The following is an 11,825-nucleotide window of genomic DNA, read 5'->3' as shown; positions in this document are numbered from 1 at the left end:
TGGACGCGAGTACCGTTGGGGTCATCGCGACCCCGCGCCCGACGCCGACTCGTTCGCCTGCGCGCGCGGACCGGTCAGGAAGACCAGCCGGAACTTGCCGATCTGGACCTCGTCCCCGTTCTGCAGCTCCGAGGAATCCACCGGCTCCCGGTTGACGTAGGTGCCGTTGAGGCTGCCCACGTCGACGACCTGGAACGAGTCGTCGTCCTGACGGAACTCGGCATGCCGACGGCTGACAGTGACGTCATCGAGAAAGATGTCACTGTCGGGATGACGACCGGCCGATGTGGTCGGCTGATCCAGCAGAAAACGCGAGCCCGCGTTCGGGCCACGCTTGACCACCAGGAGGGCCGCGCCGACAGGCAGGCCCTCGACGCCCTGAACCGGCTGTTCGCCGGCCGGCTCTGCGGAGCGCGACGCGTCGACCTCGTTGAGGAAGTCCGCGCGGAAGACCGATGTCGTCTCGGCCGCGGTTTCCCCGTAACCCGGGTCCCTGTTCTCGCTCACCGTTTCTCTCCTCCTCGAACCTGATTATCCATGCAAGCAGGTGCTGTATTCGCCCGACACGAGCGGCGCGATCACATCGCCAGGAAAAGATCCCGGCGTCGATTCCCCGACGTATCCGCTTGGCTTTGACCGTACCCTGCCGGGGCGTGCCCGTGCAGGGAGAACTGTGAAGGCTGCGTCAGCCCCCGATAACTCCTTGGTAACCCGCTGCATCCAGCAGTTCACCGAGAACGGAATCCAGGGTTGCCTCGTCGTCGAACGCGAGCTCGAACAACCAGCCCGCCTCGTAGGGATCGGTGTTGAGGGTTTCCGGCGATTGCACCAGATCCTCGTTCACCGCAACGACTTTGCCGCTGAGCGGAGCGTAGATGTCGGACACGCTCTTGGTCGACTCGACCTCGGCGATGCTGTCGCCGACGGTCACGTCGTTGTCGACGTCGGGCAGTTGGACGAACACGACGTCACCCAGCTGTGACTGGGCGTAGTCGGTGATGCCGACACGGACCGCCGTGGGGCTGGTCCGCCGCACCCATTCGTGCTCCTCGGTGTAGCGCAGTTCCTCAGGGGTCCGGGTCACAGGACGTCCTTTCATCGTCGACGTTGCGCGTAACAGTATCGACTAGCTCCCGCGGTGCGGCACAGGCGGTATCGATCGCGCGACCGCGACGGCCAGCCCCGCGTAGAGCACCCCGGTCCAGACATACAGTGCCGTACCCCAGATCAGCAGTGCCCAGCCGAAGGCCCACCCGAAACTCGCCCCCGCCCAGTCCATCTCCCCGGTCAGCATCCACGGCAGCGCCGACATCAGCGCGAAAGTGGCCGCTTTGCCCAGGTAGATCACCTCGGGCGCGGGCAGATCGCGCCGCTTGTACACCGACAGGGTCGCGGTGAGCACCAGATCGCGTGCGATCAAGATCACCGCGAGCCACCACGGCAACAGGCCACGAACCACGAAGGCCACCAGGGTCGTCACCAGGTAAAGACGGTCGACGAGCGGGTCGAGCAGGGCGCCCAAACGGGAGGACTGATCCAGCAATCTGGCTAGTTTGCCGTCGAGGAAATCGGTGAAACCACTGGCGATCAGTAGTGCGAAAGCCCAACCGTCGGCATGGCGGACCAGCAGCAGCCACAGGAAGACGGGGATGCCGATCAGCCGCACCACGCTCAGCGCGTTCGGCACGGTCAGGATGCGGTCGCTGAACACGCCACCGGTTTCGGTGTCGTGCGGACCCGGCGTTCCTGATTCGGTTGCCACGCCCATGCTTACCGCAGCGACCCCCGCTCGCGCCATCCGGCCACGCCGAAACGCCGTCAACTCCGCTGCGTGTCGAGCGTGGCGCCACCCGCCGCGCGTCGACCGGCTAATCTCGACAGTCGTGTCCGACAGTGGTATTGATCTGCGCTCCTACGTCTCCGCCGAGGACGCCCGTGAACGTGGCCGGGCTGCCAGGCAGCGGGTGCCGGTCACCGCGCGTGACCGCGCCGCGGAGAGTCCCGAGCGACCGACGGTGCGCGAGTTCATCGAGCTCAGCAATCACGGCCGGATCGAGCGCCTGATTCCGCTGCGGATCGGGCGGATGATCGCCTCCCCGTTCACCTTCTTCCGCGGCGCAGCGGGCCTGATGGCGGCCGACCTCGCCGCCGGGCCCGACAGTGGTCTGGCCGCCCAGATCTGCGGTGATGCCCATGCCGCCAACTTCGGCCTCTACGGCACCCAGCGCGGCGAGATCGTGATGGATATCAATGATTTCGACGAGACGGTCATGGGTCCGTGGGAGTGGGATCTGGAACGTCTGGCGGCGAGCCTCGTGTTGGCCGGGCGAGAAGGCGGTGTCGACGCCGACGATTGCCTACGCGCCGCCCGCGACGCCGCCCGCTCGTATCGGCACACTGTCGCCGAGCTGGCCGAGATGCCGTTCATGCAGTCGTGGACCGCCCTGCCCGACGAGTCGATCCTGACCAGCGCCAAGGCCGAGGATCTGCTCGACGATTTCAAGAAGGCCGCCAAGAAGGCCCGCAAGAACACCAGTGCCAAAGTGGTGGCGAAGTGGACCGAGCATCTCGACGACCACGAGACCGACATCAGCAAGCACCGCTTCGTCAGTGACCCGCCCGTGCTGACCACCGTCGACGAGCAGGTGTGCAATGCGGTGATCGACGGCCTGGAGAGCTACGCGGGCACCATCCGCGAATCCCGGCGCAATCTGCTGTCGCGTTTCGCGGTCTCGGATGTGGCCTTCCGCATCGTCGGCACCGGCAGCGTCGGCCTGCACAGCTATGTGGCGCTGCTGCACGGCAACGACGGCGAAGCGGTGGTCCTGCAGGTCAAGCAGGCGCGGCCATCCGCCCTGGCTCCGTTCCTGCCGCCGGTCGCACCGCGACACGAGGGCGAGCGGATCGTGGTCGGCGCGCGAACCGTGCAGTCCGAGACCGATATCCTGCTCGGCTGGACGACCATCGAACTCGACGAGTCGGTGCCGTTCATCGTGCGCCAGTTCCGCAATCTCAAGGGCAGTATCGACCCGGCGACTCTGTCGGCCGACGATCTCGACGACTACGGCCGGCTCGCGGGCGCGCTGCTGGCCCGCGCGCACGCCCGCTCGCTGGATCCGCGCGCGCTGGCCGGCTATCTGGAAACCGACGACGATGACGACCGCTTCGAGGACTCGGTGGCCGCCTTCGCGGTGCGCTATGCCGACCGCACCGAGGCCGACCACGCCGAACTCGTCGCCGCCGTGGACGCGGGCACGATCGCCGCCGAACAGGATTGATCGAGCTACGATGTACGCCAACGGTTCTCGGCACGGGGTGCGTGTGCCGGGCTCCGCGCCAACGACCAACGAAGGGCGGTCTCCATGCTCGTGCGCGTGCAGAATGCGGCAGGCAGCGATGCCGAGGCGGCGCTGATCGACTGGTTGCGCACGTGGAAGGACCCGGCGAGCCCGCACGGCGTCGCCACGATCAACTGCAGCCTGTTCCATCAGGATCGACTGCACCAGTTCGACGCGGTGGTCTGGACCCCGACCAGTTGCGTGATCATCGAGGCCGAGACATTCACCGCGCCCCAGGACGGCGTCCTCGAAATCCCGCTCAACGGCCCGTGGATGGTCTCCGGTGAGCTGGCCCAGTTCGCGGGCGCGGAGAAGACCACCCCGCTGGAACGTTCGCGCGACCACACCTTCGCCCTGCAGGACTATCTCGCCGCCCGCGGGCTCGGCCAGCGCGCGGTGCACGGCCTCGGCCTGATCGTGCCGATGCCCGGCGCTCAGATCGACGTGCACCAGGGTTGGAGCGACCCCAGTTTCGATGTGATCGTCACCGACGACCCGCACCGGCTCGAGATGTACTTCGAGTTGCTGGCCGAGAAGGAACACAATCTCTGGACGGCCAACGACATCGCCATCGCGTTCCGCGGCCTCGGCATTCTGCCGTTCCTGCCCGCACCGCAGGACCTGCTCAACGAAGGTTTCCTCGGACCGATCGACGTGACGCTGTGGCACGGCGGGCCCACCCAGGCTGCCGCGGAGGCCTATGCCGATGAGCAGGCCGAGCTCGAGCGCCAGGCGCAGTCCCAGGGCATGATCGCCCCGTGGTACAGCCCGTGGAAGCTGTATCCGCGAGTCACCGGTGATCTCGATTTCGGTGCCGCGTTCCTGCGGATCACCCTCGCGCTGGGCATGCTCGTGGCCATCGTCTGGGTGCTGTGGTTCGTGATCACCGCGGTGCTCACCTACGGTCCCGCCTGAGCCGGACCGGGTGGCGGCTACTGTCACGTCCGTGATCGTTCGCAACACCACCGTGGCGCGGCTGACGGCGATCGGTGCCGGTGCCGCGTTGACCGCCGCGATTCCGTTGACGTTTTCCGCGAACGGCGGTGCGGGCGAACTGGATTCGGTGGTGTCGGAGCACACCGTCTCCCCTGGCGTCGCACGACTGCTCGTCGTGCCGAGCGATGCGCTGGTGGTCGTCGCGTTGCTCGTGGCCGCGTGTGCGTGGTTCGCGTTGCGCCGACAGTGGTGGCAGGCGGTGACCATGCTGGTGGTCCCCGAGATCGCGTTGACAATCAACACCGTGTTGCTGAAACCACTGTGGGATCGGCAGATGGACGACCATCTCGCCTACCCCAGCGGGCACACCGTCCACCTGGTCGCTGTCGCAACAACTTTCGCGTACTCGGTGAACGACTTCCGGACACGGATCGTGGTCGCGACGCTCACCGTGCTCGCGCTGATCGCCATCACCCCCGGCATGGCAGCCCTGGGGTACCACCGCCCCACCGATGTACTCGGTGGGGCAGCGGCGGCAGCCTCGATGGCGATCGGGTTGTGCTGGCTCTCCTCTGCGCTACACGCGCGAAGAAGCGCCTAGCGGCGGTCGTAAACGCTGGCGTCGTGCAGCATTTCGGCACGCAGCATCGTCTCGGGCACACCCATCGCCTCGACCAGCGTCAGCGCGTCGGGACGCAGCCGGTCGACGAGTTCGTTCACCCCGCGCCGCACGGCCTTGGCCCGCTCCACCGACATGAACCGGTGCATGATGTACCAGGCCAGGTTCTCCTCCAGCGAGGCGTACACGAACAGGTCGCACACGGTTTCGGCGAGCGCCTTCGCGTCCGGGTCCTCGATGGCGGCGATGCCGTCGACGAATTCCTCGAGGACCAGGCGGTCGATGTGCGCGTTGCCCGCGGCCAGGATGTGGTCCTGGGCGTTGTTGAACGCCTCGAACGGGCCGGTGTCCTCGGCGCGGGCCCGCAGCCGGTGGGCGGCGGTGCGCAGCAGGTAGTCCTCGCGATCGGCGAAAAGCTGCAGCTGGACATCGCGTTTGGACAGATCGCCCTCGTCGACGGACTCGTCGTTGCGGTCGCGCAGGGTCTGGATCAGCTGGCGCACCCCGGAGCGTTTGCGCACCACGTCACCGGCCATGGTGGCGGCGAAACGCACCCAGCCGAGGGCATCGAGGTCACGCACCTCGTCGGAGTAGGCGGTGAGCAGTTCCTTCGCCACGAGCTGGGTGAGGACGACATTGTCACCTTCGAAGGTCGTGAACACATCGGTGTCGGCCTTCAGCGTGACCAGGCGGTTCTCGGTGAGATAGCCTGCGCCGCCGCAGGCTTCGCGACATTCCTGGATCGCCCGGGTGGCGTGGCGGGTCTGCGCGACCTTCAGACCGGCGGCACGCTTTTCCAGCGCTCGCTGTGAGCTGGGTTCGGTGTCGAGTCCGCGCTGGATCAGATCCATCCGGCGAACGAGGTCGTTCTGGGCGAAGGCCAGCGCGAACGACTTCGCGACCAGCGGCAGCAGCCTGCGCTGATGGCTGCGGTAGTCGAGCAGCAGGGTCTCCTCGCCGGTATCGGGGTCGGCGAACTGGCGGCGCGCCAGCGCGTATCGCACCGCGATACTCAGCGCCACCCTGGCGCCCGCCGCGCCCGCGCCACCGACGCTGACCCGGCCGCGCACCAGCGTGCCGAGGGTGGTGAAGAAGCGGCGGCTCGGGTTCTCGATCTCGGAGCTGTAGGTGCCGTCCGGGGAGACATCGGCGTAGCGGTTGAGCAGGTTCTCGCGCGGAATCCGCACGTGGTCGAAGACGATGCGGCCGTTGTCGACGCCGGGCAGTCCGCCCTTGAGACCGTCGTCGTAGGTGGTCACGCCGGGCAGGTCGGCGCCGAGGTCGTCGCGGATCGGCACCAGCAGGCAGTGCACGCCCTTGCTCTCGCCGCCGACGATCAGCTGCGCGAACACCGCGGCCATCCTGGCGTGGACCGCGGCGCCGCCGATGTAGTCCTTGCGCGCCGACGGGGTCGGGGTGTTGATGACGAATTCCTGGGTGGCCGGGTCGTAGGTGGCGGTGGTCTCCAGGTCGGCGACGTCGCTGCCGTGGCCCGATTCGGTCATCGCGAAACAGCCGAGCAGATCGAGCGAGATCAGGCGTTTGATGAAGTCACGGTGACGTTCGGTGCCGAGGTTCTCCACCGCACCGCCGAAAAGTCCCCACTGCACACCGGATTTCACCCACAGCGACAGGTCGGTGTAGGCCAGCATCTCCAGCCCGACGACCGCGCCGCCCGGATCGCCGGTGCCGCCGTTCTCGGGCCGGAAGCCGCGCTCGGGGTAGCCCATAGTCGCGATCACGCGCATCTGGTCGAGCACGCGCGCCCTGGCCGCGTGGATGTCGAGTTCGGGATCGTCGGTGAAGTCCGTGCCCGCGAGCTGTGTGCGCGCCTGCTCTCTGACCGCGCGCCACGGTCCGTCCAGCGCTGCGCGGAGATGTTCTGCCGTCGTCGATGTGCCGGTAGCCATGGCTTCGACCATAGCTTGGGCGACGAGTGACCCCTAGGCCCGAAACTCGATCGCGCCGAACCTATTGCCAACAGATTGAACGCGCGTTTAACATATTGAACATGCGTTCAGCCGATCTCACGACCGCCGCCCGGATTCGCGATGCCGCGATCGAATTGTTCGGTGAGCAGGGCTTCGATGTGGGCGTGCGGGCGATCGCGGCGGCGGCCGGGGTATCGCCCGGACTGGTGAACCACCATTTCGGTTCCAAGGACGGTCTGCGCGCGGCCTGTGACGATCGTGTGCTCGAGATCATCCGCGACCAGAAGTTGCGCACCATCCAGGCGCCGGGACCGACGGCGCTGCTCACCGCGATGGCCGAGATCGAGACCTTCGCACCACTGATGGCCTATCTGATGCGCAGCTTCCAGGCGGGGGGCGCGTTGGCGGAGTCACTGCTCGAGCACATGATCTCGGATGCGGAGCAGTACCTACAGACCGCGGTCGACGAGGGCAAGGTCAAGCCGAGCCGCGATCACGCGGCCCGCGCCCGCTACATCGTGCTCTGCCATGTCGGCGCGATGAATCTCTACCTCCAGCTGCGCATGCACCGCGACGGAAAGCTCGACTACCGCAAGGTGATTCGCGATCTGTCCGACGAGACCACCTTCCCGGCGCTCGAGCTCTACACCCAGGGCTTGCTCACCGACTCCACCATGCTCGACACCCTTTTCGAGGAGTAGATGATGACCGAACCCACCACCGACCGGGTCATCGACGTCACGGATCTGCGAAAGACGTTCGGCCGCTTCACCGCACTGGACGGACTCGACCTGCACGTCGGCACCGGCGAGATCCACGGCTTCCTCGGCCCCAACGGCGCGGGCAAGTCCACCACCACCCGGGTCCTGCTCGGGGTGCTGCGCGCATCCGGCGGGCAGGCAGCCGTGTTCGGCCGTGATCCGTGGACCGATGCGGTCGACCTGCATCGCCGGATCGCCTATGTCCCCGGCGATGTCACCCTGTGGCCGTCGCTGTCGGGTGGCGAGACGATCGATCTGCTCGCCCGCATGCGCGGCGGACTGGACGAGGCGCGCCGCACCGCGCTGATCGAACGTTTCGAGCTGGATCCGACGAAGAAGGCCCGCACCTACTCCAAGGGCAACCGGCAGAAAGTCGCTCTGGTGTCGGCCTTTTCGGCACACGCGGACCTGCTGATCCTCGACGAGCCGACCTCGGGTCTCGACCCGCTCATGGAACAGGTCTTCCAGGACTGCGTGCATGAGGCGGCCGCGCGTGGCGCGACAGTGCTGCTGTCGAGCCACATCCTGTCCGAGGTCGAGCATCTGTGCGACCGGGTGACGATCATCCGCGCGGGCCGCACGGTCGAATCGGGTTCGCTGAACGAACTTCGCCATCTGAGCCGCACCGCGATCACCGCCGACCTGATCGGCGATCCCGGCGACGTCAGCGCGCTGCCCGGTGTCGACGATGTCGAACGCGACGGATCGACGCTGCGCTGCCAGGTCGACGCCGACCACCTCGGCGCCCTGATCCGGGGCCTCGGCGACGCGGGCGTGCGCAGCCTGACCAGCTCGCCGCCGACACTCGAGGATCTGTTCCTTCGCCACTACCACGTCGAGACCGCCGAGAAGGTGCGCGCATGACCACGGCCGTCGCACTCCCCCGTTTCGCCGGAACATCGCGCACCACAGGCGAATTCGCGGGCACCGGCCAGATGCTGCGCCTGTACCTGCGCCGCGACCGGGTGGTGGCGCCGCTGTGGGCGTTGTCGATCGGGTTGATGCCCGCGCTGCAGATCGTCTCGATCAAGGACATCTACACCACCGCCGAACAACTCGACGGCTTCGCGGCGACCACGGCGGCGAGCCCGGCGCTGATCGCCATGTACGGACCGGTTTTCAGCTCGGCACTCGGTTCCATCGGCACCTGGAAGGCCGGGGCCATGTACGCGGTGATCGCGATCGCCGTGGTACTCACGGTGATCCGCCACACCAGGGTCGAAGAGGAGACCGGGCGCGCGGAACTGGTCGGCGCCACCAGCATCGGCCGATTCGCCGGCCTCACCGGAGCCCTCCTGCTCACTTACGGAGCTTCGACAGTCGCCGGGATCATCTGTACCGCTTCACTATTCGCCACCGGTCTGCCCGTCGGCGGTTCGGTCGCCTTCGGTGCCGCGCTCACCGGGTCCGGCGTCGTGTGGGGTGCGGTGGCCGCGGTCGCCGCTCAGGTCAGCACCGGTGCGCGGCTCGCCCGTGGCATCGCGTTCGCCACCTTGGGCGCGGCGTTCGCGGTGCGGGCGGTCGGCGACGCGGGAAACGGGGTGCTGTCGTGGTTTTCGCCGCTGGGGTGGTGCCTGCAGATCCGCCCGTTCGCCGACGAACGCTGGTGGGCACTCGTGCCCCTGGCCGCCCTCGGCACCGGCGCAACCCTGCTGGCCTACCGGTTGCTGCGCACCCGCGATATCGGTGCGGGGCTACTGGCGGATCGCCCCGGGCCTGCGGCGGCAGGCACCGCGCTGTCGGGTCCGGTGGGTCTGGCTTGGCGGTTGCAGCGGGGTTCACTACTCGCCTGGACGACCGGTTTCGCCCTGTACGGGCTGCTCATCGGCGGTGCGGTCAACAGTATCGGCGGCATGCTCGACGACAGCGGCACCCTGCAGGACGTGGTCACCTCGCTGGGCGGGTCGGCGGATCTGGAGAAGGCGTTCATCGCCTACGCGGTGACCATGCTGGCCGCCGCGGCCGCCGCCTACTCCGTGTCGGCGGTGCTGCGGCTGCACGAGGAGGAGAACTCGGGCCGCGCCGAGACTGTCCTGGCCGCCGCGGTGGGGCGCGTGCGGTACGCGTCGAGTCACCTGCTGTTCGCGATCGGTGGGCCCGCCGTGGCACTACTGGCATCCGGGCTGGGGATCGGAATCGTCTGGGGCGCAACCGATGGCGATATTGCCGGCAAGGTCGGCGAATCCGTGGGCGCGGTCGCGGTGCAACTGCCCGCGGTCTGGGTGGTCACCGCCATCGCGATGCTGTTGTTCGGCGCACTGCCCAAGTACGCGGCGCTCGCCTGGGCCGTGCTCAGTGCGATGATCGTGATCTTCCTGCTGGGCTCGCTGGGCAGTTTCCCGCAGTGGATCATCGATCTGGTTCCGTTCGTCCACCCGCCGAAACTGCCGGGCGCGGCGTTCGACATCACACCGATCGCCTACCTGATCGCTCTCGCGGGTACAGGAATCCTCTTGGGGCTCATCGCCTTCCGTCGCCGCGATCTCCGCTGACGCGAACTCGCGGTTTCAGTACGCGCCGTCGCCGCGGGTGACCACGCCGATGGTGCGTGCGATCAATGCCAGATCCAGCACCATCGACCAGTTCTCGACATAGGACAGGTCCAGTCGCACCGAATCCTCCGGCGTCAGATCCGAGCGCCCACTGACCTGCCACAACCCGGTGACGCCCGGCTTCACCAGCAGCCGTCGTCGCATCTCCCCGTCGTAGCTGTCGACCTCACGCTGCACCTGCGGGCGCGGCCCGACAACGCTCATGTCCCCGCGCAGCACATTGAAGAACTGGGGCAACTCGTCGAGGCTGTACTTGCGCAGGAACCGGCCGACGACGGTCACCCGTGGATCGTCTTTGACCTTGAAGAACAACGGATTTCCGCCGTGCCGCTCGATCAGCGCGTCCACGGTGCTGTCTGCGTCGACGAGCATGCTGCGGAACTTGATCATCCGGAACGGGATGCCGTCGCGCCCGATCCGCTCCGACAGATAGAACACCGGCCCCGCGCTCGTCACCTTCACCGCGAACGCGATCACGGCCAGCATCGGCGCGATGAGCAGCAGCACGATCACGGCGAAACACAGGTCGAACAAGGCTTTACGGCTCGACTTCGCCCGCCCGTACTGCGGTGGGTCGATGTGCAGCATCGGCATCCCCGCGACGATCCGGTTGGTCAATCGCGCGCCCGCGATGTCGACGACACCTGGCGCCACGATCAGATCGACGCCGAGTGGATCCAAAGCCCATGCCATCCGCCGCAATTCGGCGGGCCCGAGGTGATCGGTCGCCGCCACGGCCACCGAATCGGCCCCGCTGCGCCGCACCGCTTCCAGCACCGAGCGATCGTCTCCGAGCACCGAGGGCCCGTCGACGGTGTCGAACTGCGCCCCGACCGAGCCTTCAGGCACGCACACCCCGACCACGCGATAGCCGGAGCCGGGATCGCCGGTGAACGCCGACGCCATCGCCTGCGCGGCCTCCGGCGAACCGACCACCAGCACCGCGGTATGACACCGCCCCTGCGCACGCCAACGCCGCAACCGCCACCGCCACGCCAGCCGCCCCGCGACCAGCGCCGCCAGCCCGGCGGGCAACGCGATGGCGAGATAGCCACGCGCGACCTCCACCCGGAACAGCAGTGCGAGGATCGCGAGCACACCGAACAGCCGCAGGGTCGCCGAGACGAGCCTGCGGAATTCCTCGCTGCCGGTGCCGACCACCTGCGGCGTGCGGCTGCCGTAGCCGTGCAGCAGCGCCAGCCACCCGACGGCCAAGGCCAGCGACACCACGGAGTAGCCGACCTCGTAGGGCAACGGCCAGGCCAGTGGTTGCGCTGCCGGCCCACCGAAGCGGATCGTCTGCGCCGCCACGACCGCGCCGAACACCGCGATCACATCGGTCACGACCAGCCGCTGGATCAGCGCGGCCTGCCAACTCTCGCGCTGCGTGCGGCGCAGTGCCTGGGCACCGTTGACAACGTCGACGTCGCCACTACCAGCGAGCTCGTAGCTCATGAACCCACACCTCCCCTTCGGGAGACGAATCTTTTCCCGATCCTCATCGACCGGAACCCGGCCGCTGCGGCCGTCTGCTGCCCGTCGATTCGATACCCGCCCGCTGATTGTTACAGACCCCCGGCGCACGTTCTCGCCGAAGAGTCACCGCCACAACGGATTCCAGTAGTTAGCCACATCACAGAGCAATCGGACAGCTATCGCAGATCCGCTATCGCCTTTCGATATGAATG

Annotated in this window: 11 protein-coding genes; 6 read left to right on the top strand and 5 right to left on the bottom strand. The window is 67.5% G+C overall.

Going from position 1 to position 11,825, the window contains the following annotated elements; translation table 11 throughout:
• Positions 1-21: 21 nt before the first annotated feature.
• From ACFW6D_RS11665 to ACFW6D_RS11655, 3 genes are all read right to left on the bottom strand, one after another.
• Complete coding sequence (locus ACFW6D_RS11665; protein ID WP_379327262.1) at positions 22-507, bottom strand: FHA domain-containing protein; 486 nt, start codon at positions 505-507, stop codon at positions 22-24.
• Positions 508-685: 178 nt separating this feature from the next.
• Positions 686-1,099: a glycine cleavage system protein GcvH gene (gene gcvH / locus ACFW6D_RS11660; RefSeq protein WP_379327260.1), complete on the bottom strand. Its 414-nt coding sequence runs from the start codon at positions 1,097-1,099 to the stop codon at positions 686-688.
• Positions 1,100-1,126: 27 nt separating this feature from the next.
• On the bottom strand, positions 1,127-1,768 hold the full coding sequence (locus ACFW6D_RS11655) for a CDP-alcohol phosphatidyltransferase family protein (RefSeq protein WP_379327258.1): 642 nt from the start codon (positions 1,766-1,768) through the stop codon (positions 1,127-1,129).
• Positions 1,769-1,883: 115 nt separating this feature from the next.
• Here ACFW6D_RS11655 and ACFW6D_RS11650 point away from each other — a divergent pair, with 115 nt between their 5' ends.
• From ACFW6D_RS11650 to ACFW6D_RS11640, 3 genes are all read left to right on the top strand, one after another.
• Positions 1,884-3,278, top strand: coding sequence for a DUF2252 domain-containing protein (locus tag ACFW6D_RS11650; RefSeq protein WP_379327256.1), 1,395 nt, complete (start codon positions 1,884-1,886; stop codon positions 3,276-3,278).
• A 96-nt stretch (positions 3,279-3,374) separates the two neighbouring features.
• A complete protein-coding gene (locus ACFW6D_RS11645; protein WP_379327254.1) occupies positions 3,375-4,253 on the top strand; it encodes a nuclease-related domain-containing protein in 879 nt (292 codons plus the stop codon).
• A 31-nt stretch (positions 4,254-4,284) separates the two neighbouring features.
• Entirely contained in the window at positions 4,285-4,875 is a 591-nt protein-coding gene (locus ACFW6D_RS11640) for a phosphatase PAP2 family protein (protein ID WP_379327252.1), read from the top strand.
• Here the strand turns inward: ACFW6D_RS11640 and ACFW6D_RS11635 are convergent.
• Positions 4,872-6,803 (bottom strand): acyl-CoA dehydrogenase, encoded by a 1,932-nt coding sequence (locus tag ACFW6D_RS11635; RefSeq protein WP_379327250.1) that lies wholly within the window; start codon positions 6,801-6,803, stop codon positions 4,872-4,874. The genes ACFW6D_RS11640 and ACFW6D_RS11635 overlap by 4 nt on opposite strands.
• 101 nt (positions 6,804-6,904) lie before the next feature.
• Here ACFW6D_RS11635 and ACFW6D_RS11630 point away from each other — a divergent pair, with 101 nt between their 5' ends.
• Genes ACFW6D_RS11630 through ACFW6D_RS11620 form a run of 3 tightly spaced genes read left to right on the top strand, consistent with a single transcriptional unit; the run spans position 6,905 to position 10,077 of the window.
• Entirely contained in the window at positions 6,905-7,525 is a 621-nt protein-coding gene (locus ACFW6D_RS11630; protein WP_379327248.1) for a TetR family transcriptional regulator, read from the top strand.
• A 3-nt stretch (positions 7,526-7,528) separates the two neighbouring features.
• On the top strand, positions 7,529-8,449 hold the full coding sequence (locus ACFW6D_RS11625) for an ATP-binding cassette domain-containing protein (protein ID WP_379327246.1): 921 nt from the start codon (positions 7,529-7,531) through the stop codon (positions 8,447-8,449).
• On the top strand, positions 8,446-10,077 hold the full coding sequence (locus ACFW6D_RS11620) for an ABC transporter permease (RefSeq protein WP_379327244.1): 1,632 nt from the start codon (positions 8,446-8,448) through the stop codon (positions 10,075-10,077). The genes ACFW6D_RS11625 and ACFW6D_RS11620 overlap by 4 nt, the downstream gene beginning before the upstream one ends.
• A 15-nt stretch (positions 10,078-10,092) precedes the next feature.
• Here the strand turns inward: ACFW6D_RS11620 and ACFW6D_RS11615 are convergent, their stop codons facing one another.
• Entirely contained in the window at positions 10,093-11,592 is a 1,500-nt protein-coding gene (locus tag ACFW6D_RS11615; RefSeq protein ID WP_379327242.1) for a sugar transferase, read from the bottom strand.
• Positions 11,593-11,825 lie beyond the last annotated feature (233 nt).

The sequence above is a fragment of the Nocardia sp. NPDC058705 genome (genome assembly GCF_042749305.1).
Taxonomy (GTDB): Bacteria; Actinomycetota; Actinomycetes; order Mycobacteriales; family Mycobacteriaceae; genus Nocardia.
Note: the sequence above shows the minus strand (reverse complement) of the source record. Positions and strands in the feature narration are given on the sequence as shown.